General features: G+C 37.7%; 20 protein-coding genes, 1 tRNA gene and 1 rRNA gene. 5 read left to right on the top strand and 17 right to left on the bottom strand.

Features of this window, described 5'->3' with window-relative positions; all coding sequences use genetic code 11:
• Positions 1–1,953, top strand: a complete 1,953-nt coding sequence (locus Q0H92_RS08860) for a WD40 repeat domain-containing protein (RefSeq protein ID WP_296013920.1) — start codon at positions 1–3, stop codon at positions 1,951–1,953.
• 71 nt (positions 1,954–2,024) lie between these two features.
• On the opposite strand, the gene Q0H92_RS08855 is transcribed toward Q0H92_RS08860, so the two are convergent.
• From Q0H92_RS08855 to Q0H92_RS08845, 3 genes are all read right to left on the bottom strand, one after another.
• Positions 2,025–3,665 carry an ABC-F family ATP-binding cassette domain-containing protein gene (locus Q0H92_RS08855; RefSeq protein WP_296013916.1) on the bottom strand — a complete coding sequence of 547 codons (1,641 nt, stop codon included), beginning with the start codon at positions 3,663–3,665 and terminating at the stop codon, positions 2,025–2,027.
• Positions 3,666–3,679: 14 nt separating this feature from the next.
• Positions 3,680–5,281, bottom strand: a complete 1,602-nt coding sequence (locus Q0H92_RS08850) for a DEAD/DEAH box helicase (RefSeq protein WP_296013913.1) — start codon at positions 5,279–5,281, stop codon at positions 3,680–3,682.
• Positions 5,282–5,465: 184 nt separating this feature from the next.
• Entirely contained in the window at positions 5,466–6,644 is a 1,179-nt protein-coding gene (locus tag Q0H92_RS08845) for a hypothetical protein (RefSeq protein WP_296013910.1), read from the bottom strand.
• Positions 6,645–6,781: 137 nt separating this feature from the next.
• On the opposite strand from Q0H92_RS08845, the gene Q0H92_RS08840 reads away from it, so the two are divergent.
• The gene (locus tag Q0H92_RS08840) at positions 6,782–7,111 is read left to right on the top strand and encodes a helix-turn-helix transcriptional regulator (protein ID WP_296013904.1); all 330 of its coding nucleotides are present in this window, start codon (positions 6,782–6,784) and stop codon (positions 7,109–7,111) included.
• A gap of 96 nt (positions 7,112–7,207) precedes the next feature.
• Here the strand turns inward: Q0H92_RS08840 and rrf are convergent.
• From rrf to Q0H92_RS08815, 5 genes are all read right to left on the bottom strand, one after another.
• A 5S ribosomal RNA gene (gene rrf, locus Q0H92_RS08835) occupies positions 7,208–7,316 on the bottom strand.
• Between the two features lie 128 nt (positions 7,317–7,444).
• A complete protein-coding gene (locus tag Q0H92_RS08830; RefSeq protein ID WP_296013899.1) occupies positions 7,445–8,047 on the bottom strand; it encodes a flavin reductase in 603 nt (200 codons plus the stop codon).
• Positions 8,048–8,110: 63 nt separating this feature from the next.
• Positions 8,111–8,413, bottom strand: coding sequence for an HMA2 domain-containing protein (locus Q0H92_RS08825; protein ID WP_296013896.1), 303 nt, complete (start codon positions 8,411–8,413; stop codon positions 8,111–8,113).
• 4 nt (positions 8,414–8,417) lie between these two features.
• Complete coding sequence (locus tag Q0H92_RS08820; protein WP_296013893.1) at positions 8,418–10,490, bottom strand: heavy metal translocating P-type ATPase; 2,073 nt, start codon at positions 10,488–10,490, stop codon at positions 8,418–8,420.
• 156 nt (positions 10,491–10,646) lie between these two features.
• Positions 10,647–10,868, bottom strand: a complete 222-nt coding sequence (locus tag Q0H92_RS08815; RefSeq protein WP_296013890.1) for a DUF6110 family protein — start codon at positions 10,866–10,868, stop codon at positions 10,647–10,649.
• A gap of 203 nt (positions 10,869–11,071) precedes the next feature.
• On the opposite strand from Q0H92_RS08815, the gene Q0H92_RS08810 reads away from it, so the two are divergent.
• On the top strand, positions 11,072–12,079 hold the full coding sequence (locus tag Q0H92_RS08810) for a 2-hydroxyacid dehydrogenase (RefSeq protein WP_296013886.1): 1,008 nt from the start codon (positions 11,072–11,074) through the stop codon (positions 12,077–12,079).
• A 177-nt stretch (positions 12,080–12,256) separates the two neighbouring features.
• On the top strand, positions 12,257–13,459 hold the full coding sequence (locus Q0H92_RS08805; RefSeq protein ID WP_296013883.1) for a YidE/YbjL duplication: 1,203 nt from the start codon (positions 12,257–12,259) through the stop codon (positions 13,457–13,459).
• A gap of 150 nt (positions 13,460–13,609) precedes the next feature.
• Here Q0H92_RS08805 and Q0H92_RS08800 read toward each other — a convergent pair.
• The 9 genes from Q0H92_RS08800 to Q0H92_RS08760 all read right to left on the bottom strand — a co-directional run bounded on the left by Q0H92_RS08800 (position 13,610) and on the right by Q0H92_RS08760 (position 24,532).
• A tRNA-Glu gene (locus Q0H92_RS08800) sits at positions 13,610–13,681 on the bottom strand.
• A 92-nt stretch (positions 13,682–13,773) separates the two neighbouring features.
• A complete protein-coding gene (locus Q0H92_RS08795) occupies positions 13,774–15,027 on the bottom strand; it encodes a tetratricopeptide repeat protein (protein WP_296013879.1) in 1,254 nt (417 codons plus the stop codon).
• A 95-nt stretch (positions 15,028–15,122) separates the two neighbouring features.
• Positions 15,123–16,208 (bottom strand): flagellar filament outer layer protein FlaA, encoded by a 1,086-nt coding sequence (locus tag Q0H92_RS08790; protein WP_294015209.1) that lies wholly within the window; start codon positions 16,206–16,208, stop codon positions 15,123–15,125.
• 128 nt (positions 16,209–16,336) lie between these two features.
• Entirely contained in the window at positions 16,337–16,801 is a 465-nt protein-coding gene (locus Q0H92_RS08785) for a GerMN domain-containing protein (RefSeq protein ID WP_296013873.1), read from the bottom strand.
• A 2-nt stretch (positions 16,802–16,803) separates the two neighbouring features.
• Complete coding sequence (locus Q0H92_RS08780; protein ID WP_296013871.1) at positions 16,804–17,835, bottom strand: N-acetylmuramoyl-L-alanine amidase; 1,032 nt, start codon at positions 17,833–17,835, stop codon at positions 16,804–16,806.
• Positions 17,832–19,400 (bottom strand): ATP-grasp domain-containing protein, encoded by a 1,569-nt coding sequence (locus Q0H92_RS08775; protein WP_296013869.1) that lies wholly within the window; start codon positions 19,398–19,400, stop codon positions 17,832–17,834. Before Q0H92_RS08775 ends, Q0H92_RS08780 begins: the two co-directional genes overlap by 4 nt.
• Positions 19,401–19,435: 35 nt before the next feature.
• The gene (locus Q0H92_RS08770) at positions 19,436–21,970 is read right to left on the bottom strand and encodes a methyltransferase domain-containing protein (protein ID WP_296013866.1); all 2,535 of its coding nucleotides are present in this window, start codon (positions 21,968–21,970) and stop codon (positions 19,436–19,438) included.
• Positions 21,971–21,984: 14 nt separating this feature from the next.
• On the bottom strand, positions 21,985–22,938 hold the full coding sequence (locus Q0H92_RS08765; RefSeq protein ID WP_296013863.1) for a hypothetical protein: 954 nt from the start codon (positions 22,936–22,938) through the stop codon (positions 21,985–21,987).
• The gene (locus tag Q0H92_RS08760) at positions 22,913–24,532 is read right to left on the bottom strand and encodes a spiro-SPASM protein (protein WP_296013860.1); all 1,620 of its coding nucleotides are present in this window, start codon (positions 24,530–24,532) and stop codon (positions 22,913–22,915) included. Before Q0H92_RS08760 ends, Q0H92_RS08765 begins: the two co-directional genes overlap by 26 nt.
• Before the next feature lie 66 nt (positions 24,533–24,598).
• On the opposite strand from Q0H92_RS08760, the gene xseA reads away from it, so the two are divergent.
• The gene (gene xseA, locus Q0H92_RS08755) at positions 24,599–25,807 is read left to right on the top strand and encodes an exodeoxyribonuclease VII large subunit (RefSeq protein ID WP_296013858.1); all 1,209 of its coding nucleotides are present in this window, start codon (positions 24,599–24,601) and stop codon (positions 25,805–25,807) included.
• The last annotated feature ends 7 nt before the right edge of the window (positions 25,808–25,814 follow it).

The raw sequence follows: 25,814 nt of genomic DNA, 5'->3' as shown, positions 1-25,814 counted from the left end.
ATGAAAAAACTCATAAATATCATTCTGCTATTTTTATCGTTCAACCTTTATTCTCAGACAATAGCTTCAACTCAGTCGCACGAAGGAAAAGTCAACGCCCTGATCTCTTCGGAAACAGAATCTTTTTCGGACGATTCATTTTATTCAGTTGGAAACGACGGATTTATCATAAAATGGACTTCGGACGGAATGGGCGACCACTACCAAGTTTCCGACCTGCAAGTGCGGCTTGTGGCAAAAAATCCAGTTTACGGAGACATCGCGGTTTATGAAACAGACGGAGTTTCAAATCACAGGCTGACAGTAATAGATTCAAAGACTTATGCAAAAAAGTTTTCCAAAAAATTCGCAAATTCAATAGTTTCAATTTCGTTCTCAGCAAAGGGAAAATATCTTTTTGCGGGAACAACAGCGGTAAACGGAACTTTTGTTTTAAATGCGCGCACTGGAACTGTAATAAAAAAAGCAACTGATGTTTCAGGAATTGTTCCGCTCATTCTAACAGGCGATTCAGAAAAAACTGCCGTCATGTACTCAAAATCTGGAACGCTCTATTATTACGATTTGATTGGAATGAAAGTCAAGGCGAAATTTTCCGCGCCAAGTTCCTTGAACCAGCTTACACTTTTTGGCACAGGGAATTTCAAAAACAGATTTATTGCCGGAGAAAAAAACAACACAATATTTATAATCGATGCGACTTCGGGAAAAACACTTGCGCAGTATCAGGCAAATTCGCCGCTCATTTTCGCTTCCAAATCCAGCCACGAAAGCAAACAAGGACTTTATTTTATAGCTGACGGCGGAAAAAACTTTTCGTTACAACTTGTAGACCAAGAATCGTTGAAAAAACTTCTTACAGGAAAATCGGCAGTTTCACCACTCATCATCAAAAATTTTACAGGACTTAAGAGCCGCGACAAATTCACTTGTGCCGCAAAAAATGCAGAAACTGTAATGCTCGGAACGCAAAATGGCGCACTCTATTCAATGACGGACATTCCAGAATCAGAATTGTACAGCATTTTTGCAATCACAGAAAATATGTACCAGAAAATCTATGACATTGATTCAGACGAAAGCCTTTTCTACCTTTTGACACAAAACGCAATATTTAAAACTTCTTACGACACAAAAGCCATGTACAGACTTGGCTCAAGTTTTGCGCACACAAATATTCTAAAGTACAACGATTCTCTTATCTTGTGGTCAAAAAATACACAGCGTCCAGTTCAGCTTATGTCTTTGGACGGAAGCGAAAACACAAAAACTTTATTCACGCCATCTGCTCAGCTTAGAAACTTAAGAGCATTCAAAAATAAAATTGTCTATATTCTTGGAACTTCCATTGTCGCAATCTATGACATGGAAACAGGAGCAAATTCAACTGTATACACAGGAACTTCGGTTCAAGATGCGGTTCTTGTAAATGAAAATCTCGTTGTCGTGGCAAAAACTTCTACAGGAAAAGGAGATTCCGCAGTTATTTCTGTAAACACTCAGACAAAAGAAACTGTTCCGCTCAAATTCAATGGAGATGTTGCATTCTCGCTAAGCTATGACGAAAACAAGGAAAATTCTCCTGTATACGGAATTTCAATTGACTCGATAAACGGCACATCAAAGACGCTTGTATTTTCTTACTATCCGAAATCTGGAATCCAAAATTCACTGTTCACGTTGCAGGCAGAAGACGCCACCGCATTTACAGAACTTGAATATCCGTTTGTGTTCACAAACATCGGCAAAAACCAAGTACGCTCATACAATATTTCAGCAGGAAAAACAACTGTATTCCGCCGCTCCGCTTCTATGCCGCTAAAAGCCGCCGCATCAAAAGACAGAGTCGCAGTTCTTAACTACAACGGAAGCATTTCCTGGTACAATCCAAGTTCGCAGATTCTCCTTGCGGACTGGTACTTAACAACAGACGGCGACTGGATAGAATTCTAATTTTCGCTCAAAAAAAATCCGCGCAAAGCAAACAAATGCAATGCACGGATTCACACAAATTTTCGCTGAAACTAGATCCTTATCTTTTTATTCAAGCCGGCGTAATATTCTTTTCTAAGCTGCTTAACCTGATCATTCTTGAGATAATCGTCAAAATTCATCATGCGGTCGATTATTCCCTTTGGAGTAATTTCGATGATTCTGTTTGCAATTGTCGAAATAAATTCATGGTCGTGGCTTGAAAACATTACAACGCCCGGAAACTTTACAAGCCCTTCGTTCAAGCTTTCAATTGACTCAAGATCCAAGTGATTTGTAGGATCGTCAAGAATCAAAACATTCGCGCCGCTAAGCATCATTTTTGAAAGCATACAGCGCACTTTTTCGCCGCCGGAAAGAACCTTTACTTTTTTAAGTCCGTCATCGCCGGAAAAAAGCATTCGTCCCAAAAATCCGCGGACATAAGCATCGTCCTGATCAGGAGAATACTGCTTGAGCCAATCAGTTATTGTAAGCTCATTGTTAAAATACACTGAATTGTCGCGTCCCATGTAGCTATGGCTTGTAGTCTGTCCCCAGCTGTAAGTTCCGCTTTCCGGCTTTTTTGTTTCCGAAACAATGTCGAAGAATGAAGTTATCGAGTTGTGCTCCATTCCAACAAAAGCAACTTTTTCGCCAGGATGAATTGTAATGCTGAAATCATTAAGCAGAATATTTCCGTCATCGTCCTTTGAATTCAGTTTTTCAGCGGTAAGGACAAAGTTTCCAATCTCGCGTTCAGGCTGAAATCCAACATAAGGAAATTTGCGGCTTGTAACTGGAATGTCTTCAAGCTCCATTTTTTCAAGCATTTTTTTGCGGCTCGAAGCCTGTCCTGACTTTGAAACATTGCTTGCAAAACGCTGGATAAACTGCTTAAGATCCGCCATTTTGTCCTCGCGTTTTTTCTGCTGATCCTTTGCCTGCTTTTGAAGAATCTGGCTCATCTGATACCAGAAATCATAGTTTCCAGTAAACTGCGTGATTTTTCCGTAGTCAATATCGCAAGTAAATGTGCAGACTGCATTCAAAAAGTGGCGGTCATGCGAAACAACAATAACGCAGTTTTCAAATTCCAAAAGAAATTCCTCAAGCCAAATAATGGACTCAAGGTCAAGACCGTTTGTAGGCTCATCGAGAATAAGATAATCAGGATTTCCAAAAAGAGCCTGAGCAAGAAGCACGCGAACCTTTTGGCTTTCATCCAGCTCGCTCATCATTCTGTCGTGGAATTCTTCCTCAAGTCCAAGACCTGAAAGCATCTGTTCAATCTGATTTTCAGCCTCGTAGCCGCCAAGCTCGCCAAATTCCGCCTGCATATCCGCAGCTTTCATCCCGTCTTCATCAGAAAAATCTTCTTTTGCGTAAATCGCATCGATGTCTTTTTCCAGCTGATAAAGCTTCGGATAACCCATTTTTACGGTTTCCTTTACCGAATATCCGTCGTACTTAAAGTGATCCTGACTCAAAACCGACATACGTTCGCCGGGAGTAATTGTGATTGTTCCCGTGTCATGCTCGATTTCGCCGGAAAGAATTTTCAAGAAAGTTGACTTGCCCGCGCCGTTCGCACCGATAATTCCGTAGCAGTTTCCTTTCATAAATTTTATGTTCACATCTTTGAACAAAGGTTTTTCACTGAATTTTAGGCTTACGTCTGTTACTGTAATCAATTTTTTTCTCCGATTTATTTTTTTCCAAAGAAGGATTTTATTCTAGCAAACACGCTTTTTTTCTGAGGCGATTTTTTAGATTCCGCAGGCTTTGAAGAATAATTCTTTTTGCCTGAAATATTTTTTTGCGCTGAAGAATTTTTCTTTGCAACGCTCTGTTTTTTTGAAGAAACTTTCTGCTTATTCGAAGATGAAGAAGCAAGGGACGCGTATTTTTCCTTGTAAACTTTCATGCGTTCTTCTGTTGACATTGCGGCGAGTTTGTCTTCATCAATATAAACACGTCTGTCACGCTTGTATTCTTTTTTGGCTTCTTCGTTGCGTGAAGAATAACGTCCGCTTCCTTTTTTTGAAGAACGTCTTCTGTCTGAACTGCCATTTCTTCTATTGTATTCAGCTGCTCGGCGGCGGCCAAATTCGCTTTTGTCATTATAATCTTCGTGGTAGCTGTCAAGTTTTATGTATACGCCTGCGCTTTTGTCTTCCGCAAACATGGATTCATCCGCAACACAGCTAGGAATGGGCTTTTCGATATAACGCTCAATTGGCGGCAAGGAATAAACGTCCTGCTCACTACAAAACGTGAATGCTTTTCCTGATTTTCCGGCGCGGGCAGTTCTTCCAATTCGATGAACGTAGTTTTCAGCCTCGTTCGGCAAGTCGTAGTTTATAACCATCGCAAGGTCGTTTACGTCAATTCCGCGGGCGGCGACATCGGTGGCAACGAGGCACTTTATAGCTCCAGCTTTAAATTTGTCCATTATAGCAAGGCGTTTTTTCTGCGGAAGATCTCCGATTATGAATTCGCTTTCAAATCCGTTCATTCTAAGACGTTTTGCGACAATCTCGCAGCTTTTTTTTGTGTTGCAGAAAACAATCAGGCTTTCAGGCTTTTCACGCGAAATAATTCCAAGCAAAAGTTTCATTTTGTCATCGCTTGAAACATGGAAAAGTTCCTGGGCAATTTCGTCAACTGTTATATTTTCCGCGGCGATTGTAATTTCAGCTGGATTGCGCGTATATTCCCAGGCAAGATTTTTTACATAAGAATTCAAGGTCGCACTAAAAAGCATTGTCTGTCTCTGCTCGCTTGAAGGCAAAACTTTTATAAGCGTTCTTAAATCCGGGTAAAATCCCATGTCAAACATTCTGTCGGCTTCGTCAATCACAAGAAAAGCAACAGAACTCAAGTCCATCTGGTTTCCATGGTTCAAGTCAATTACACGACCCGGAGTTCCAATCATAATGTCCACGCCTTTTTTCAAGGATGAAACCTGTTTGTCATAGCCAACGCCGCCATAAAAACTTGCGCATTTAAGCGAAGTAAACTTTGCAAGCTTTTGAGCTTCCTCCTGAACTTGAACCGCAAGCTCCCTTGTAGGAACCATAATCAATGCCTTTTTTCCAGCCGCTTCTCCGCGTGTTAAAAGCTCCTGAATAACGCTTGTCAAATACGCCGCAGTTTTTCCAGTTCCTGTCTGCGACTGAACATACAAATCTCTTCCTTCCAAAGAAGATTTTAAAACCTGCTCCTGAACCGGCGTACAATCCACGTAGCCTGCACCTTCAATTCCCTGCAAAAGGCTTTCGTGTAAAGAAAATTCTGTAAATTTCATTGCTAAATCCTAAAAATATAATTGCATTTTTTCGACAAAAGTAAATTTCTTTCTATAATAAAGAGTCTGATTAGTATACAAGTTTTTTCAGATAGTATCAATTGAAATAAGATAAATGAATTTTTATTCACGCAAAAAAATCCCGAGGAAAATTCCCCGGGAAAACTTTTCAACTTCTAAGTTTTTATTTTATTTGAATATCAGAAACTTCATAGCTTCCTGCATCCAATGGCTCAAAGAAAACTTGCAGATTTTTTATCCCAGAAGCAGGAGTCGAAATTTCAAATTCACTTTCGCTTCCTGTGCAGAATTTAGTAAAATACCAACCATACCTTTTGTTTTCATCGTTAGTATTTTGATAAGAAATTCCCATTTCAAACCAGTTGCCAGAAGTTCCATTCACCTTTGCTTTTACAGATTTTACAGAAGTATAACCATCAAAAGCTTTTTTGAATTTCACACTTTTTGTTGAAAAGTATACGCGACTGTCATATTCTCTCATTACATCTTTGCTGATAGAAAAAGAAATTCCATTTGCACTTTGATTGCTAGACGCAGGATTCATGCCAGTTGGAATATAACCACTTTCAATGCTCCAGCCATTTTCCAAAGTTGCACCAGAGTAATAAGAACAAGCAGATTCATCATACGCATATTTATACTTTACGTTGCTTGTATCAACTTTTACGCATCCATTGTTGTTGCAATTATGATAGCTACGAATCATTTTATTGTTATAATTGATTGAATACAAAATAAAGTAATAAACATCTTTTTGATTAACGCCATATACTTTGCTCAAGTCCAAATTGTCAGTTTCATATTCACCCAAACCTCCATTCCATTCAGGATCTTCCCATAATTGAATTTGACATTTAGGACTGAATTTGCTTTCAATTTGACCTTTAAATTCTCCTCTTGTAACTTTTATGCAATTATCAGAATAATCAACTTTTATAGGCTCTTTTAGACGGAATTCTCCCACGCCGGAATCTGGAACTATAGCAGCCTTACTGGAAGGGATTTCATTGCCATTGACTTTTGTTACAACATAAAATTTATAAGTTTGCCCCGCCTCAACAAAAGGATACTCGAGCTCATAGTCATCAGAAGCATTTCCATTGTGATAAATCAAGTCATCACTTCCATCTTCATATAAAATCCTTACACTGTTTTCTACTTTTGGAAGATTTGAAATTTTTAGAAGAACGCCACCATCTGCGGATTTGCTTTTTTCAGCCTGAATCAAAACTCCATTTTCAGACTCATCCGAACCAGAACTTCCACCGCCAGAACAAGACACAAAAAACGCCAAAAGACATAGAAGTACTGCTTTTGCGCAAAAAGTGCAAAATTTTTTCATAAGAAATCTCCTTGAGAATGTTAAAAATTTTAATTCCTTTGGCCAAAAGTTTTTAATATTTTAACATTTAAAGGATTTAAAGTCAAAATTTTAATCAAAAAACAGTACAATATTTAAAATTTTGATATTTTATTTTTATGTCTTTCTGGCAAAATGTGGAAAATGAGCTTCAGTATCAAAATATTTCACGCAAAGAGCTTGCGGCAAAAGCAGGATTCGCAGTAAGCGGAATTTCGCTTGGAATAAACAACGGAAATGTCCCAAACGCAGAGCTTGCTGTAAAAATCGCTGATGTTCTAGGAGTTTCAGTCCGCTATCTTGTTACAGGAAAATCAGAAAAAATCCCAGAATCTTCCTGCCAAGCAAAACTTATTCACCTTATAAACGATTTAAGCAAACTTTCATCTTACGATTTAGAAACTGTAAGTTATATTGTAAACCGATTTCTAGCAAATAAAACTGTCTAAAAAGAATTTCTTAAAATTTCAGAGCCGCTGAATAGAAAAATATTAAAACTGAAAGATTTTTACTGATTGGAAAAATGAAAAGCGTTTAAAATAAAAATACGGCAACTTCTTACTTTCCCGCGTTAGCAGTATCATCAGCGTAGAAGAGCTTGACTTCCGTGTTCGGGATGGGAACGGGTATTGCCTCTTCACTTTGGTTACCGTGATTAAGAATATATACTTTCCTAAAAAAAATGTCAATATGAATTTGCAAAAAATATTATTTTTTTAGAAAAATTTTGAATTTTTCAGCATAAAAACAGCTAAAATACGATTTCAAGCACACAAATTTCGTTAAAGCGGCTTAAAATCCGAGGCTGGATGCTTGCATATAGGACAAACAAAATCGTCAGGCAGAGGTTCGCCTTCGTAAATATATCCGCAGACAGTGCAAATAAAGCCCTTTTTCTTTTCCGCGGAAGCTGGCTTTGGCTTTATATTGTTCTGATAAAATGAATATGTTGCTGAAGGAACTTGCGACAGAACTTCACCGTCTGTTACATCAGCAATAAAAAGCGTGTGCGTTCCCAAATCCAAAGTAGAAACAACTTTCGCGCTCAAAAATGCGTTTGTTTCCTCCGCAATATAAACAAGGCCGTTTGCAGATCTTTTAAAAGAAATTGATTCAAGTTTGTCTGCATTTCTGCCGCTTTGAAATCCCCAATGCTTGTAAGTTTCAAATTTAGAATTTTCTGCCAAAACGGAAACATTGAATTCTTTTGTTTTCAGAATCATATCGTGCGTATAATTCGCTTTGTTTACTGTCAAAGAAATTCTGTTTGGCTGGGAAGTAACCTGCCCCACAGTATTCACAATGCAGCCGTTGTCCTTTGCGCCGTCTTTTGCAGTCAAAATAAAAAGCCCATAAGACAAATTGAACATAGCCTTGTTATCCATAAAGAACCTCCGTTAAGAAAGAGAATTACTTTAAATATAATAAAAGCTATAAAATATGCAAAGTTATTTCAGTTTTTTTTCAATTTCCTGAATTTTTTCAAGAATAATGGGCTTGTTTTTTTTGTTGTAGGATTCCGCAAGTTTTCCAAGCGAAAGAAGCTCGTCTTTTAAGGCAAGAAGTTTTTCCATGGGCAGATTTTCAGGAATGTATTCAACAAGAATACTGCCGGTTCTTTCATTGCGCTCAATTTTTTTTACAGCGGAATGGCTTCCCACGGCTGAATACAATGCGGAAAATATATCATTGTCTTTAAAAGCTTCATCGCGTAAACGGATTCTTCCAGGAAAAAAACTTGAAACAATCATTTTTTTAATCCAAAGAACTCATCGCATTCACGCTGATTGCAACTGTTGAGCTGTTATGAAGCAAGGCAGCCATTTGCGGCGTTATAGTGCCTGCAAGTCCGCCAGCAATAAGCGCAGAATTTATTCCAATTATAGCGCGGTTGTTTCCGTGAATTCTTGAAATCAAGTTGCGGCTTATTTTCCGCAGAACTGGAAGCGAATCCAAGCCGTCATCAGGAAGAAGAATATCCGCAGTTTCGCTTGCAATTGAACTTGATTTTCCCATTGCGATTCCAACATTTGCCGCAGAAAGAGCCGGAGAATCATTAATTCCATCTCCAACCATAACAACTTTGTGCCCTTCTTTTTTAAGTTTTTCAATCCAAGACACTTTTGTGTCAGGCAGAGCTTCAGCAACAAAATCCGTCACGCCAGTTTTTTCCGCGACTTCTTTTGCAGTGTGCTTGTTGTCGCCTGTAATCATAATCACATTTTTAAAGCCGGAATCTTTCAGTTTTTTTATCACAGCGCAAGATTCTTTTCTGATTGGATCTTCAATTACAATTATAGCGGCAAGCTCTCCGTCGATTGCAAAATAAAGCTGGGAACAACCAGTTATTGTATTTATGCAGTTCTCGGCTTCCTTTGTAAGCGGAATTTTTTCGTCATCAAAAATAAAATGCGCACTTCCTATACGTAGCTTTTTTCCGTCAAGGCTAGAAGCAATTCCATGCGCAAGAATATATTCGACTTTTGTGTGTTCTTCCTTGTGATTCAATCCTCTGGACGCAGCTTCGTTTACAACCGCACGCGCCAAAGAATGCGGGAAATGCTCTTCAAGGCAAGCGGCAAGTTTTAGAACTTCATTTTCATTTCTGTCGCCAAAAACAACAACCTTTTTTACAACAGGATTTGATTCTGTCAATGTTCCTGTCTTGTCAAACACAATTGTGTCAGCTTCAGCGAATTCCTCAAGAAATTTTCCGCCTTTTGCAAGAATTCCATTCCGGGCGCAATCCCTCATGGCAGAAAGAACTGAAATCGGAGCAGAAAGTTTCATGGCGCAAGAATAATCCACAAGCAACGTTGAAGCCGCCTTTGTAAAGTTGCGCGTAAAGAAATACGCAAGACCGGCAATCAAAAAGTTGTATTTTACAAGATTGTCCGCGACACGCTCCGCTTTTTCCTGGCTCGCAGCCTTAAGCGAATTTGAGCGGTCAATCATATTTGCAATTTTGCTTACTTTGGTTTCGCCGCCGCAAGCCTTCACTTTTATTTTTATTTCGCCTTCTTCAAGAATTGTTGAAGCAAAAACGGATGAGCCTTTTTCACGCTGAACAGGCATCGCTTCTCCAGTCATCGAAGCCTGATTTACCATTCCAACGCCGTCTACAACAGTTCCGTCAACAGGAATTACAGAGCCGGCACGCACAATAACAACATCGCCAGCCTTTAAAAGCTGCGTGGAAATTTCTTTTTCTTCTCCGTCCTGAACAATTGTAACAGTTTCATCAGTTATAAGAAGCGACTGAGTCAAATTGTCGTGGGACTTTCGCTTTGTGTAATCTTCGAGAGTGTCGCCGATATTCAAAAGGAAATTTATAGTTCCAGCCGTATCGATGTCGCCAGTCAAATATGAAAGAGAAATCGCAGCCGCATCAAGAGTTTCCGCGCAGAATGGCTTTCCTCTCGCCACACTTGCCAAGCCTTTTTGAACACGAGGAACAATCGAAACAAGAGAAATTATCTTTCTCAACGGAAGCGGAAGCAGTTTTTTTAGAAAATGTTCAATTGTAAGGGACAGCAACGATTCCAAAAGACTTTCCTGCACAGAAGGCACAGAAACGCTCGAAAGCAGATTCTCATCATCAAGATACTTTCCATCAAGAGCCTTTATATACGAAAGAACTGTTTCCAAGGAAGTATCTTTGTATTCAATAAGAATGCTTCCTGAAACTGTATTAACAGAAACAGAAATTATTCCTTCTTGAAGACCAACAAGCATCTGCACAAGCATTGCCTGACGCAAAGACAGAATATGACGTTCATATCTAAGCCTTACTCTGCCCGGAAGACTGTGCGAAATCTGAAAATCCATTGCAATCCCTTTTTAAAAAGATATTTTTAAATTTTACTGTCATTATCGGGCTTGACCCGATAATCTATTGAAATGCTACAACAGATTCCCGTGTCTTAGCACGGGAATGACACTTAAGTGATATTTTATCAAAACTCGAAATTCAAGGTAAGCAATTTAAGCGTTTGCTTTTGCTGCGTTTCTATTGTAAGCAGCTTCTGCCTTTATATCTTCCGCGTCTTCTTTTACAGTTTCAACAAAAGAAGCAGCGTCATCTTTTAGCTGCATTCCTGCGCTGATAACTTTAGAGCAGACTTTTTTGAATCCAGCTGTTTTTACCAAGGCAAGAGTTACTCCGCCAACCGCAACACCAATAGCAAACGCACCTAATTTTGTCATAAAAACACCTCGCAAGTATTATATTTTCTTTCATTATATAAACTGAATAAAATTTTTCAAGTCTACATTGCACCCAATAAAGATAATCATTTTCAAAATAAAAGCAACTTTTTCACAAAATTTTAACAAAAAAACATAAATTAATGCAAATTAAACAAAAAAATTGTATATTTAAATTGAAACTTTTTACCGGAGGATTTTTTATGGAAAACAAGGAATTGAAAATTGCGTTTTATGATGCCTGCAGCTATGACAAGGAATCTTTTTCAGAGGAAAACAAGAATTTTTTGTTCAACATTGATTTTTTTGACTTTCATCTGACAGAAAAAACTGCATTGACCGCATCTGGCTATGACATTGTATGCACATTCGTAAACGACACCATAAACAGAACCGTTATTTCCATACTGAAAAAATGCGGCGTAAAAATGATTGCATTAAGATGCGCAGGTTTTAACAACGTAGATCTTGAAGCCGCAAAAGAATTCGGCATAAAAGTTGCAAGAGTTCCAGCATACTCTCCACATTCCGTAGCAGAACACGCGCTTTCACTTTTGCTTTCCCTTACAAGAAAAATTCCTCAGGCATATTTAAGAACTCGCTCTGGAAACTTCACCTTGAACGGACTCACAGGCCGGGATTTGTGCGGACTTACAGCCGGAATCATTGGAACTGGAAAAATCGGAAAAGTGATGGCAGAATGTCTTTCTGGAATCGGAATGAAAATCGTAATGTACGACGCATATCCAGACAACGACTGGGCTGAAAAAAAAGGATTTACATACATTCCGCTTATTGAATTGTTCCAAAAAAGTGATGTAATCAGCCTGCATTGCCCTTTAACAGACGACACAAAGCATCTTGTAAACGAGAGATCGCTTTCCATGATGAAAAACGATGCAGTTATAATAAATACAGGACGCGGCGCTTTAATCGACACTCATGCACTAGTAAAAGCCTTAAAGAAAAGAACTATCGGAGGCGCGGCGCTTGATGTTTACGAAGAAGAAAGCCGATATTTCTTTGCCGACTGGTCCGCAGACGTTATAAAAGACGATATGCTTGCCCGCCTTTTGACTTTCCCGAATGTAATTATAACTGGACATCAGGCCTTTCTTACCCAGAATGCGCTCAAGGCAATCGCAAACACAACGCTTCAAAACATTTTGGACTTTACAGAAGGAAAAGAACTTAAAAATGAAGTCAAATAAAAGTCAATAGATTTTCATTATTCCGAATGCCTCCTTTTTAGGGGGCATTTTTTTGTCCATTTTTAGAAATTTCAAACTAAAAGAATTTTGCTAAATTGCATATCTTATAGAACACATTGTATAAGTTATTTCAAAGTGATATAATTAATAGAATATATTTTTTATAGAGGTAAAAAAATGCTTACTTATCTTGCCGGGCTGTGTTCCTCCACACTGTCGGTTATTTTCATTATTTTTATTATTGGCGCGCTTGGTTTTATGCTCGGCGGAATCAATGTAAAAGGAATTTCGCTGGGAACTGCTGGCGTTCTCATTGTTGCCCTTGCTTATGGTATTTTAATCCATTATTTTCCAGAATTTTCAATTGAAGCAAAAAAAATCACTTTGTGGAGCAATTCAATAAAGTCAAGTTTCGGCTTAGTTTCAAATATCGGAACAGCTCTCTTCGTTACAGCGGTCGGACTCATTGCAGGTCCAAAGTTTTTCCGCACTTTCAATAGAAAATCAATTGCATATCTTTTGCTTGGTGTAATAATAATTGCAATCGGCGGAATCACAGCGGCAATTTTCGTTAAATTTGACAACACGCTTTCTCCAGAAATGGCGGCAGGACTTTTGACAGGCGGACTTACAAGCACACCAGGATTTTCAGCGGCAAAAGAAGTTCCAAATGTAAATCAGGACGCAATCAGCGCAGGATACGGAATTGCATATCTTTACGGAGTTCTTGGAGTTGTTCTTTTTGTTCAGCTTGTTCCAAAAATTTTAAAAATTGACATGGCAAAGGAAAGAGAATCATTTGTCGCGGCAAATTCTGTAGTAATTCCTGAGCCAAAGGCAAAGCTTATTCAGCTTGAAGAATTCGGATTTTTTCCATTTTTCCTTGCTGTTGCATTTGGCTGCATAATCGGCGCAATTGAAATTCCAAAAATCAACTTTTCACTCGGAAATTCCGGCGGAACTCTTGTCGCAGGACTTATAATCGGTCATTTCGGAAGAATCGGAAAACTTGACTGCAGAATCAGCAAGCAGACACTGAATTTTATGCGTGAACTCGGACTTGTCTTGTTCCTTATTGGTGCTGGAGTTCCTGGCGGCGTAAACTTTGTTTCAAATGTAAAATTCTCATACTTTATTTACGGCGCAGTTATGACAACAGTTCCAATGGTTGTAGGCTACATAATCGCACGCTATGTGTTCAAGCTAAGCATTTTCAACAACCTTGGTTCTATAACAGGCGGAATGACAAGCACACCGGCGTTGGGTTCATTGATTGCAACTGCTGGAACAGACGAAGTTTCTTCTGCTTATGCCGCAACCTACCCGCTCGCACTCGTTTCAGTTGTTTTGACAGCAAAAATAATCGTAATGATTTTATAACAAATAAAAACTTTTAGACAATATAATTTCTGCTTAGTATAAAATTTTTCATTCCCCGGCATACAGCTGGGGAATTTTTTTGTCTAAAAAACTTTCTATTCAACTTGCTTTAAATAAAAAAAAAGACCTTGAAATTATCAAGGCCTTTAACATCTCCCACGGGAATTGAACCCATGTTGTCGGGATGAAAACCCGATGTCCTAACCACTAGACGAGGGAGACATATACAAGAGCTATTGCTCATTGCGATAATCAGAATATATCATACATCAGCATTTTATGTCAATAGCAAAATACTAAAAAAGTCATTTTTTTTACATATTCATATCAAATTTTTTTATCAGTTTTAGCTTCAGGGTATTTAAATCTTCATTTTCAAGACCAAGCTTCAATGCATTGTTCACATCTTCCATTGCCTTTGTATAGTTTCCAAGATTAAAAAGCGCCAATGCCCTTCTGTAATAAACGTGGCTCTGGAAAGCATCAATTGCAAGCGAACGGTCAAAACATTCAACAGCTTCTTTATCCTTCCCCTGAACAGAATAGACAATGCCTTCATAGTAAATCGACCTAAAGCATTTTGGATCATGTTCAACACTTTTCTTAAAGTCCCTCAAGGCTTCTTCATAAAGACTTTGCGCAAAATACGCCATTCCCCTATGTTTGTAAATTACACTCAAAACCATTGTAGGCGGAAGTGGCTCAGAATTAATTATCTGTGTATAAATTTCAACCGCTTTTTTGAAATTTCCTGTGTTATGCTCGTGCAATGCTGTAAGAACCAAATCATCTATGCTGCCTTTGGAAAACGGACTTTCAATGGAACAAGACTCTGCCGCTTGATGATGAGATTGCCCAAGCATTTCTTCTGAAAATTCATCAGCCTTTTCATAAAAGGAATTCCGTCGCTCACCAAGCTCATTTTGAAGTTTTTTCTGATAATCTCTGATTTCCTGAAAAATAATATCCGCCAAAGTAAGACTTGCGTTTATGGAAGCCAGTTTTCTTCGCAAAGGCTTATCAAAAGGATTAAATTCAGACTTATAAATAAGCTCATGCTCAACTTCCGCCCAGGCATCCTGCAAAATTGTGCGAACCTGAATTTCACACACAAGATTTTTCCTAAGCTCAGGAGAAATTCCTGATTCAGGCAGGCAGTTTTCAGGAATTGCAATAAGAATATGAACTGACTCATATCCAAACTCTTTAAATGACTGGTCTGCGCCTTTACGCTCAATTTCCTTTACATCAAAAGATTCCACAACTTGCTTTTCAACAAGCGCAAGATCTTCAACAAAAGCGCAAATTACACGTATGCCAATCATATCCGTAAGAGTAACAAGCTCATTGCTTTCCGAAGATTCCTTGGCTTTTTGCCTAAGGATTTTTTTATAGTAGCTAGGAAAAGATTTTATTCTGGCTTTATAAGTAGGATTTGAAGGCAAATTGATTTTCTGTTTCAACAGATTTTCAATTTTCTCCAGAATTTCATTGAATGCGGGTCTATAGCTTTCATAGCGTTTTTCAATTTCAAGTTTATTAGGAAGTGTAAAATTCTTTTCAGACATAAGCAAAATATAACAAATTTATTGTTTTATATTCAATTTCATAAAAAAAGACCGTCCCACAAGGACGGTCTTTGACGCAACACAAGTTTCAGAAATTACTGAACAGTAGCTGAAGAATCCTGTGTTGAAGACTGTGCGTTAGAATCAGAGTTTTCTTCAAGAGAAGATGTGAATTCTGCTTCTGTAGCCATCTTAGACTTTTCGAGATAGCGGTTAACCTGCTTGTTTCCAAAGCGAGCCATCTCACCATTCTGGCGGTCTCTTTCTTTCTTTGTAATAATGCCCCAAAGGTCTTCGTCATCGATGTCGCGATCAGAAGTAAGGATTGCGAGGTCATAAATAACCTTTACATCTTTGAAGTAACCAATGAAGTTGTCTCCAATGTGAGAAGCATCACGTGCAACCTGGAATCCAGAGAATTTTACAAATGGAATTCCGCGTGGATAGATTGGGTAAACTCTGATCTCACGAGTGCGAACTTCAGAAATGTAATCTGGGTTGTTCCAAATAAGAGTCTTCCATCCGTCGAAATAGAGATTTCCCATAAGATAGCGGCGTTCTACTCCGTCATTGTCCTTAAGAAGAACATAAAGAGCGTGTGGGTAGTTCATGCCCATTGTTGTAACAGCAATTGACTTCAATGTGCCAACGTTTCTTACAACACCGTATCCGTCTTCAAAAAGATATTTTCCTTTCTGCTCATCTGTTGGCTGCTGGCGTTCACCGTTCTCATCAGCGTCAGAGAGTGGCTCGTAAGCAGGAATATCGAATGCAGGAACGATTTTTGCATTTGCATTGTTTGCCCAAGTTGGGAAAATAACACGAACGCCCATTACATTCTTTCCAGCGAAAGGAACATCTGCTGATTCTTTTACAGGAGCAGCAACTACCTGAGAAAGAGCAACAGAAACCGGGTTCTTGGCAGAAGAATTAAGTACAACTTCCCATTCAGGAAGAGCCAGTGAAGTCTTCATAAGTGTTTTCTGATCACTTGTGAAAGTTGCGCCGGCAGCAACAGAATAATCCATTACAGTTCTGCTGTTCTGTGTTGGATTTCCGTTTTCGTCTGCTACAGTGTCTGCATCGAGCTGTGTGAAATCAATAAGAACTGATTCTCTTGCAACAGCAACTGAACCTGCCAAAATCATTGCAGCAACGGTTAAAAATAAAGTCCTCTTCATTAGAAGCTCCTTTTAATACATATATGATGTAGCCTTGTTATAATAGTATCTATTAAGAAAACATTTTTGTCAACTTCTTTTATTTTTTTTTGGATAAAACACCGCAAAATAAAACAGGCAAACAAAAGCTAATTTTCCGAAAATACTGGCTTTCCATCGATATATATATAAATTTTATTGATATTTGTGAAATTCTTCACAATATTTTTTCTTAACAACGAAACATTTTGTTTCATATTAAATGTTTCTGAATTGACAAAAAGAGCCTGCTTTGAAAGTCCAACGTAAAGCTCTTTTCCGTTTGAAAAACAGAATTCAGTTCTTGTTCCGGGAGAAAAAAGAAATTTAAAGCGGTTTGTCATCGGTCCAAGCAAAAGGTCGTCAACAAAAGCTTTTATTTCCTCATCGCCGCTCTTTTTTTCTGAATAACGAGTTTCTGTGCAAATTCGGCTTGAATCATAGGATTCAAAATAAAAAATCTGCCTGCAATGGTACTTGTAAAAATAAAAAGCCGCGCCCGAAACAATCAGCGAGCCAAAGAAAACGCCTGCAAAAACAAACGCGAAAATATTTATTTTTGATTTTCTATTCAATTTTAGTTTCCTGTAAATCCGCGGGTCCGCTCAAAATTCGTAACAAATTCTTGAAGCCCATTATATATTCCAAGCGACAGTTTCTGCAAGTACTTGTCATCGTTCAAAAGCAAGCCTTCTTTTTTGTTTGTAAGGAAACCAAGTTCTATAAGGACGCTCGGCATTTTTGAATTTCTGACGACAAACCACTCCTCTTCTTTTATTCCGCGTGAATTGCTCAAAGTTCCAACCTGAGCTGAAATTCCGTTCATTATAAACTTTGCCATCAGAATTGATTCAGTTGTGTATTCCTCTTCTGTCATGCTGTTCAAAATCGGCAGAATCGAAGCGTCCTCATTCACTGACTTGGAATTCAAAACCTGACGGCGGTATCCCGGAGAAAGATACCAGACTTCATAGCCGGTAACTTTTTCGCTAAGGCTGGAATTTACGTGGACAGAAACATAAAGAATCGCTTCGTTATCTTTTAGCTTTACTGAATTTGCAATTTCGGTGCGCTGAGAAAGTGTAAGGAAAACATCCGTGCTGCGAGTCATAAGAATATTTTTTTCAGGATAAGCTTTTTTAAGATAATCACGGAGCTTAAGTCCGACTTTTAAATTTATGTCTTTTTCAACAACCTTGATTTTTTTTCCGTCTGAAACATGGCTTGAACTTGCGCCCGGATCTTTTCCGCCGTGTCCCGGATCAATAAGAATCGCGCCGATTTTATAAGGAGCTTCCGAACTCTGCAATTTAAAGAAATTTTCAGCAAGGTTGAAAAATGACTGGGAAGAAACAAGCTTTCCGTTTTCAAATGAAGGAGCGTCTTCCTGCACAAGAGTTTTGTAATCCTGAAGAAAAAATGTGTCGCCTGCCCTGAACGAAATTCTGTGCCCGTTTTTTTCAAGAAGCCCGGAAGAAGTCAGCGGATCCCAGTAAAAGGAAATTCCAGATTTCTGCACATTCTGAAGAAAATCGACTTTTGCGCCTTGAGAAAAAACTGAAAATGGAAAAATCAAAAGCAGAAAAAAAACAAAACTTTTAATTTTCATTTTTCCTCCAGCTGAACAGAATCTGAATAATACAAAATTCCTTGAATGCCGGCACGCAAAAGGCAGCACCAGAATTTTTTGGAATCAAGCCGCGGATGCTCAGGTGAAATTTTATCAAAAAGAAAAAGCGTATCTTTTATTGTTCTGAAATTCCAATCGCGCATTTCCATAAAATTTTTTATGCTTTCTGGAACAAAATTTTGCGCAGGTTGATTTTTTTCAATGAAAGGAATCTGCTCAAGCTCGGCCAGAAATTTTTCATCTTTTGAATTGAAGCAAAACGCGCTGAATGGAAATCCTTTTTCCTGCGGAAGTTCAATGCCAGAAAGAAAATTTTCAGTCTGCGGATTCTTCGGCTCCAATCGAAGAACAATTTGGGCAACGGAGGATTCTGCGCCTTTTTTTGAAAGCTCTCGTTCTTTTGACGACGATATGACGTTTCCGCATTTTTCAACATTGTTCCGCGGAAAATCAACTTCACTTCCCTCTTTTACTCTGAAAAAAATATTTTTTACAAATGGAGAAGCCCAAGCTTTTTCTTCGCCGTATATTTTTTTTATTTTTCCGGGAATTGAAATGAACGCTCTTTCATGGCTGAATTTCGTAGAAGGAATTTCTGTAATATTTGAAAAGTCAGAAGGAATTCCCAACGCGATTTTCATTGCTTCTTTTGTAAGCTCAAATCCTGATGAATAAGGAAAAGTCCAGCCCGACATATATCCGCCGGAAAGTCTCGCCGCAATTTCGCCAATCATCGGACCTTGCTTTGTATATTTTACGTCTCCCTTTGCAACTCCGTTTGTAAGTCCGAGCGCATGAGCCGCATCTGTAAAAACTTTTATAATTTCCTGCTTTTGATTTTCTGAAACTTCAGAAGGCATTGAATGTCCAAGCTCAACAAAATACGGCTCAAAAAAAATATGACGGTCTGCAAATCCGGCAACGATAACTTTTCCGTTTACAACAAGCGCGTCAATTGAAAATTCAGGGCCTTCCATAAAATCTTCAACAATAGCTTTTTTTGTGCGGGAAAAACAAACTGCGTCTTTTAAAGCCGGAAGAAATTCATCTTTATTTCTAACAAGCCGGCATCCGCGCGCTCCCATATTGTCCACTGGCTTTACAACTTTTGGAAAATGAATTTCTGGAGTTTTGTTATTCTGAAATAAATTTATATAATTTTCATCGGCTTCAAAAAAATCAGGAGAAGGAATTTTGTTTTTCTTAAAGCATTCACGCATAAGAATTTTATTGCTGGCATTCATCGCCGATTCAAAACTGTGAGAAACAAATCCGCATTTTTGGCAAGCAAGAGAAACTGGAGCTGAAAAATCCGTTCCGGCTGTAAAAACCGCGCAAAGATTTTTTCCCAAAGACAAAGCAAAATCAACAATTGCGTCCGTATCTTTTAAATCTATTTTTTCAAAGCGATCTGCAAACGGAACACAAACTGCGTCTGGATTCGCATCTATTACAAGAGCTTTGTAGCCAAGTTCTTTTGCTGCTTCTATTGAAGGACGCTGCATTAATCCTGCGCCCAAAATCAAAATATAACGGTCATTCATTTACTTATTATTTTCGACATAAAAGCAAACTGATTTTAGGATTTAATTTTTTTGCAGTAAACCTCGAACGTGTCGCCTAGCTTAAAAAGTTTGCACAAGTCAGCTAAAAATTTCATCGGCAAAGAATTTGAAGTCCATTTCATTTTTTTTGCAAGCGGAAAACGTTCCGGATGAATTCCAGTTGAAACAACTTTTACAATTTTGAAACCGTATTTTTTCAAAATTTTTCTTGCGCATTTTATTTCCCAAATTGTGTAATGGTCGGCAGGACTTTTTTCATAGAAATCATCACTAGAATATTTTCCGCTGACTCCAGAAGCAGATGGAGTGCTGAACGCAAATATTCCGCCGTCCTTTACAATTTCAGAAATTTTTTTCAGCACGGAATCAAGATTTTTAAAATGTTCTATAACGTACCACATTGTAACCGCGTCAAATTTTTCAATTCCGAATTCTGAAACAAAATCCACGTCTGGAAAACTTACGCAGCTAGCCGGAAAATTTAAAGTCTGCTGAACATACTCGACCGCACTTTGAGAAATGTCCGCGCCAAAAACTTGCCATCCAGAATCGTTTGCCGCAGAAAGGAAAGGTCCCATTGCACATCCAATGTCCAAGACAGAAGGAACGTTTTTTGAAATTCTATTTGCAAGTCTGTAGAAAAAATCGATAATTGAAATCCGCCTTAAGCAGACAGATTTTATTGAATCGAAATCATCAAGATAAGTTTTTCCGTATTGCTTTTTATAGTCTTCAAAAAAATACGCATGATTATATTCAGTCTGAAATTCCGACAAAGTCCAGGACATATAAATCATTCCGCAGTTTGAGCATCTTCGGTAAGTTCGATTTTTATTTCTCGCAACAATTTTATTTTTGAAGCCTTCGCCAGTTTTGCAGACAGGACATTCAAAATGACTTCCAAGCGAAAGTTTTTTTGTAAATGAAGCAAGACTTTCAGAAGCTTCTACTTTATTTTTTACTAAAAGATTTTCAGGCTGGATTAAAAGATTTTTGAAATTTTTCTGATTTATTTTTTTAGGAGCAAGGCATTTAAATCCATTTGCAATTGCAAGGCGAATATGCAAAGGTGTTGTTCCCAAAAGAATTACAGCGCAATTTGCTCCAGCAGCTTCAAAAGCAGTAAAACCAAAGTGTGTAACAACAAGCTCATATTTAAAAAGCTCCTCTTTTAAATTTTCTATTGGCGAAGAAACAGTTATATATTTTTTTAAATCTTCTGGAATATTTTTTTCTGTTTCAAAAACTTTTTCTTTTGAAGACGCAACTGCCAAAACATGAACATTATTTTTTGCAAGCGCAACAGCAGATTTTAAAAGAAGATTTGCAGGATCTTCTCCGCCAATGCAAATCAGCGCATTGTTTATTTTTGCAGGAAAAGAAGCGCGTTTTTTTTCTGGCAAAGGAATAAAAGCCGGATTGTAGTAATTTACATTTCGGTTTGATTTTAAAGAAGGAATTATATCAAAAAGATATTCAGCATAGTCATTGTCGCAGTTTCCCTCATCAATGCTTGCAACAGGAATTTTTGATGCAATGGAACGAATAAAATTATTATCAGCAAAAAACAAATCTGTAATTGCAAGACAATATTCAGACAAATCCGAAATATTATTTACAATCTGAAAATCATCAAGTCCGTTTTTGCGCGCATCTTCAATCAAATCCAAACGTTGGGTTAAATCAGCGTCATCTGGAATAAAAATATCCCAGCCATTTGAAATTGCAAGTTCAAGACATCTTCTTAAATGTCCGGTTCCGTGACCTTTCTTTACAGACGGAATTAAAAGGACAGGATTTTTCACAGCAGGAAATGAAAGCGCAGATAAAATTTCAGTTGTAGAATAAGGCTCTGATGGAATTTTCTTATTAGAAATTTTCTTTACAATTCTTAAGGCTCTTTTATAGTCAGAAAAAGTATCAACTGTAGTCCGATAATCTGGATAATAAAATTCCTGCGGTGCTTTTACAAATGCGCAAATATATTTTTCAGAATGATTGTAAAGTGCAGGACCTACATGCTCATGGTCATAAGGCAAGTCGGTTTCTGATGCCGCTTCAAGCAAAGAGTCCGCATTGAACACTTCAACTCCAGAGCCATGAGGAAGTCCAGAAAATGTAATGTAGTCAACAGGAGAATTTTTTTCTCTTGAAAAATATTCATCAACAAGTTTTTGTGCAGCCTCATAAAATAAAAATGGATTATCAGCAGTCGCTCGTAAAACAACATCAGCTTTGGAAATTTTTATAACATTGCAAAATCTATCAAGCACATCAGATTGAGAGCCAGCGTAAAAATCCCAGCCGCATTTTTTTGCAATAGGCACTAGTTCTTTTCCGCTTTTTTCATCGACCGCAAGAAAATATTTTGAAGCCTCAACTTTTTTCATTGAAGCTAAAGTCCATTCAAGAATTGTTTTTCCGCCAAGAGGCAAAAGGGCTTTTCGAGGAAGTCTTGTGGAAGACAAACGGCACTGGACAATTACAACGACACGTTTTTTTCCAGTAACAATTTTTTTAATTCCTTCTTTTATTTTTTTTAAATTCATCTTTTACCTCGGAATTATTTTCCCCAGTTTTCAATAAGAGCAACAGCGTCTGTTTTAAATCTATACTGATTTTCTTTTGTCCACCGCATAGCATCTTTAAATTGTCGCATTGACTCAACAAATCCGCAAGAACTTTTTAGTTTAAAAGCAAAATATGAAATCCACGGTATTTTTGCATGGTCTGATAAAAAAACAGGCAAAAGATTTTTCAAGTAAAACCTAAGATAAGAAATATCTACCGTTAGGTTTTCTTCAGGAACTGCGCCTATGTATTTAAACTCAAATCCTGTGGATAAATTTATTTTTTCCCCCCAAAGCCATGCTCTAAAAAAGAAATCAATTTTTTGCCAGTATTCAGAAGAAATCGTATAATCAATTCCGCCAAGAAGAATAAATTTTTCACGGTTATAAAAACCTGCGTAATCAGCCGGATACAAAGTTGGCTGTCCGTCTAAAAAAACAGAATCAGCTTCAACTTCAAAAACAGATTTTCGTGCTGAAGGAAAAAGCGCAACAGGAAGTTTTGTAGAGCTGTCAGAAAAAAGTCTTGGAGCAATGCAGAACTGATTTTTCTTCATAAACTTAGAAACCATAGAAGCGTCAAAAGAAAATTTTTCAAGGCACATTTCTTCTTGAACAACCAAAACATACTGGGTTTCAGCTTCAGAAAAAGCAATATTCAAAAGCTCGCCCTGCGAAACATTTTCCAATGCAACTAAAAATTTTACAGTAGGAAAATGTCTCGCAAAAGAATCCACAGCTTTCCGCTCATTTTCAGGATTCACGCTTATAATTTTTTCAAATCCTTTATGCAATAAATTTTCAAGAACTCTTGTTCTATAATGCCTACCAGACCTGCTAAGAACCACGCACGTGATAGGCATAAGAATTTGCTTGGGATTTTCCGTTCCGCCGATAACCGTGTAAGAAATTTTATGCTGATTAAAAATTGAAGGTATAGTATTCATCGCAGTCCTTGCATTTTTCTCCATATTTTTTTTCAAGCTGATTTTGAACTTCATCAAAATGTTTTTTCCAGATATTCTCTACACCTTCATCAAAAACGTTTCCTATTGAAGAAAACAAAAATTGTCTGCAAAGCGGAACTTCTCCTGTGCAAAGAATTGTCATGTCGCGCTTTAAATGCCAGCAGACATTTCTTTCAAGCGGAGACAAATCGGCAGGTTTTCTCGAAGGCAAGAGTTTGCAAAAATCATTGTACTTTTGAATTATAACTTTTCCGCCGGAAGGAGAATCTTTTGAGTGCCAAAAACGATAAAATTTTTCAAGTTCATCTTCGTTTTCATTCATTCTTGTAAACTGCGGATAAACAGAAGATGGGAAAAATTTATTTAAAGCAAGAATTGAATTTACAGCTGAATTAAAGTTTCCATTTGAAAAAATTTTGTTGTACATATCTTCGCTAAAAGAATCAATTGAAACTATCCAAGTTACAGAATCAGTTCCATTTTTTCTTTTTCCGGCTCGCTCTGAAATTTCAAAAATTTTTGAAGCAAGCTGCTCAGTAACTAAAATTCCATCTGTTTCTACAAGAACGGAAAGATTTTTATGACGCAAAACAATTTCAACAAATTCAGCAAAGTCTTTATTAAGCAAAGGTTCTCCCCAAGCGCTCAAGCCAATTACGGCATCTTCTGAAAAGCTTGAAATCTGCTCAACAAGAAAATTAAATTTTTCCAAAGTCATATCCTTTGGATTTGGATTTTCTTTTTCAAATGGGAAAAATCCGAATTTATTTTTAAAAGCTTCTGGATAAGGATTGTAAAAAGGATTTGCTAGGCAATTTTCTGAAATCTGAATATTGTAAAACGCCGGCAAAGTCTGCTGAACATCAGCGCAGTTTTCAGCAAGCTCGGAAAGTTTTTCAGCAGTAAATGAAATTTTATTTTTCAGCGCATTCGAATAAAGTCTCTGGCAGGCAAGAAAATTTCTTTTTTGTGAACACGAAAAATCAAAACGCAGCATTCTGAAATCTTTGGGCGCAATCACGGATTCAATTTCAAAAGAATTTATGTCAGCCTTCATAACATTGAAAATGCATTCATTTGAAACCGACAACTCTCCAAGCTCCTTGTGAGTTTCAGATGCAAAAGTTGAAAGAATTTTTAATGTTCCAGAATTTATAATTTCCGGCGTAAATCCATAAGGATAACCGTCAGCAAAAGTATATTCAGAAATATATTTTCTGTGGCTTTCAAGAAGTTCATTTGTAAGCTCTTTATCAAGAAACGGTCTGTCCGCCGAAGAATAAACAACATCGTCCGCTGAAAAACTAGAAACCTGCGCAAACATTTCTTCTATTAATATTGCAGTATTCCAAAAATTTTTTGAAACTATTTTTATTTTTACTTTATCAAACGAAGATGCAAAAGTTTCCACTGTATTTTTATTTTCTTCCGAGCAGGCAACAACAATTCCGCACAAACTTGGAACATCAGCCGCCCAGTCAAGACTTCGTTCAAAAGCTGATTTTTCGGAAAAAACTTTTTCAAAAGCATGAGCTGAATTTTCATCTATGTATAAAAAAACTAAATTCTTCATCATTTCATTATCGGAAAATATCTTGTCTAAATTAAACGGAATGTTTACAATCGGAGCAAAATGGAAATGCAAAACGAATCAAAAAAAGACAACGCTCTAACAGTCTCGCAGCTGACGGAACTTATAAAGACAATGCTTGAAGGCTCTTTTCAAAATATAATTTTAAAAGGAGAAATTTCAAACTATAAGCCAAGCTCATCCGGGCATCTTTATTTTTCGCTTAAAGATTCAGACAGCCAGATTTCAGCGGTAATGTTCAGAGGAGCGGCTTCTGCATTGAATTTCATTCCAAAAGACGGAATGCTTGTTCAAGTAAGAGGAAAAATAACAGTCTACGGCCCGCGCGGAAATTATCAGATTCAAGTTTCGTCAATGATTGAAGCCGGAGCCGGAAACATAATGGAAATGATTGAACTGCGGAAAAGAAAACTTGCCGCAGAAGGACTTTTTGATTCAGCAAGAAAACGTCAGATTCCATTTTTTCCAAAAACTATCGGAGTTGTTACAAGTCCAAACGGAGCAGCTCTGCGTGACATTTTAAATATAAGACGACGCAGAAATGACAAAGTAAGCGTCATTGTTTTTCCTGCGATAGTGCAAGGCGAAAATGCCGCGGACACAATCGAACACATGATAAAAGTTGCAAACGAATATAATATGTGCGATGTTTTGATTGTCGGAAGAGGCGGAGGTTCTTTAGAAGATTTGCTTCCGTTCAGTGAAGAAAAAGTTGTGCGTGCAATTGCAAAATCAAAGATTCCCGTAATCTCTGCGGTCGGACACGAAATTGACTGGGCGTTAAGCGATTTTGCGGCGGACGTAAGAGCACCAACACCAAGCGCGGCGGCGGAAATTGCAATTCCAAGAAAATCCGACATAGAAAGCAATATTGAAAATTTCAAATCAATTCTTTTTTCGGAAATTCAAAACAAAACAAATTCTTTGCGACTTATGCTAAGAAATTTCGATCCTGAAAATATGCGGACCAGATTGCAAAATATCGAGCAAAAATATTCAGAAAGATTTGACAAAGCGTTTGACTCAATGAAAGACGCAATGGAGAACATAATAAAAGATAGAAGAATAAAAATAAAACTTTGCCTGCAAAATTTGGAAAACTGCAATCCGCAGAATATTTTCGACAGAGGATATTCTATGGTTTGCGATGAAAATGGAAAAATAATAAGAAAGTCATCGGAACTTTCCAGCGGCGCAAAAATAAAAATCAGGCCGGCGGAAGGATTGATTTTCGCAACTGTTGATAAAATAAATTAACGGAGAA

Source organism: uncultured Treponema sp. (genome assembly GCF_934725225.1).
In the GTDB taxonomy this organism is placed as follows: domain Bacteria; phylum Spirochaetota; class Spirochaetia; order Treponematales; family Treponemataceae; genus Treponema_D.
Note: the sequence above shows the minus strand (reverse complement) of the source record. Positions and strands in the feature narration are given on the sequence as shown.

What these genes read in the sequence shown, in the direction of transcription:
- Q0H92_RS08815 (WP_296013890.1), bottom strand. Translation starts at nt 10,868, where the DNA reads ATGACAAAATTAGGTGCGTTTGCTATTGGTGTTGCGGTTGGCGGAGTA.
- Q0H92_RS08765 (WP_296013863.1), bottom strand. Translation starts at nt 22,938, where the DNA reads ATGAATACTATACCTTCAATTTTTAATCAGCATAAAATTTCTTACACG.
- Q0H92_RS08805 (WP_296013883.1), top strand. Translation starts at nt 12,257, where the DNA reads ATGCTTACTTATCTTGCCGGGCTGTGTTCCTCCACACTGTCGGTTATT.
- Q0H92_RS08825 (WP_296013896.1), bottom strand. Translation starts at nt 8,413, where the DNA reads ATGATTGTTTCAAGTTTTTTTCCTGGAAGAATCCGTTTACGCGATGAA.
- Q0H92_RS08845 (WP_296013910.1), bottom strand. Translation starts at nt 6,644, where the DNA reads ATGAAAAAATTTTGCACTTTTTGCGCAAAAGCAGTACTTCTATGTCTT.
- Q0H92_RS08850 (WP_296013913.1), bottom strand. Translation starts at nt 5,281, where the DNA reads ATGAAATTTACAGAATTTTCTTTACACGAAAGCCTTTTGCAGGGAATT.
- Q0H92_RS08790 (WP_294015209.1), bottom strand. Translation starts at nt 16,208, where the DNA reads ATGAAGAGGACTTTATTTTTAACCGTTGCTGCAATGATTTTGGCAGGT.
- xseA (WP_296013858.1), top strand. Translation starts at nt 24,599, where the DNA reads ATGCAAAACGAATCAAAAAAAGACAACGCTCTAACAGTCTCGCAGCTG.
- Q0H92_RS08780 (WP_296013871.1), bottom strand. Translation starts at nt 17,835, where the DNA reads ATGAAAATTAAAAGTTTTGTTTTTTTTCTGCTTTTGATTTTTCCATTT.
- Q0H92_RS08795 (WP_296013879.1), bottom strand. Translation starts at nt 15,027, where the DNA reads ATGTCTGAAAAGAATTTTACACTTCCTAATAAACTTGAAATTGAAAAA.
- Q0H92_RS08840 (WP_296013904.1), top strand. Translation starts at nt 6,782, where the DNA reads ATGTCTTTCTGGCAAAATGTGGAAAATGAGCTTCAGTATCAAAATATT.
- Q0H92_RS08820 (WP_296013893.1), bottom strand. Translation starts at nt 10,490, where the DNA reads ATGGATTTTCAGATTTCGCACAGTCTTCCGGGCAGAGTAAGGCTTAGA.
- Q0H92_RS08760 (WP_296013860.1), bottom strand. Translation starts at nt 24,532, where the DNA reads ATGAAGAATTTAGTTTTTTTATACATAGATGAAAATTCAGCTCATGCT.
- Q0H92_RS08860 (WP_296013920.1), top strand. Translation starts at nt 1, where the DNA reads ATGAAAAAACTCATAAATATCATTCTGCTATTTTTATCGTTCAACCTT.
- Q0H92_RS08775 (WP_296013869.1), bottom strand. Translation starts at nt 19,400, where the DNA reads ATGAATGACCGTTATATTTTGATTTTGGGCGCAGGATTAATGCAGCGT.
- Q0H92_RS08830 (WP_296013899.1), bottom strand. Translation starts at nt 8,047, where the DNA reads ATGGATAACAAGGCTATGTTCAATTTGTCTTATGGGCTTTTTATTTTG.
- Q0H92_RS08770 (WP_296013866.1), bottom strand. Translation starts at nt 21,970, where the DNA reads ATGAATTTAAAAAAAATAAAAGAAGGAATTAAAAAAATTGTTACTGGA.
- Q0H92_RS08810 (WP_296013886.1), top strand. Translation starts at nt 11,072, where the DNA reads ATGGAAAACAAGGAATTGAAAATTGCGTTTTATGATGCCTGCAGCTAT.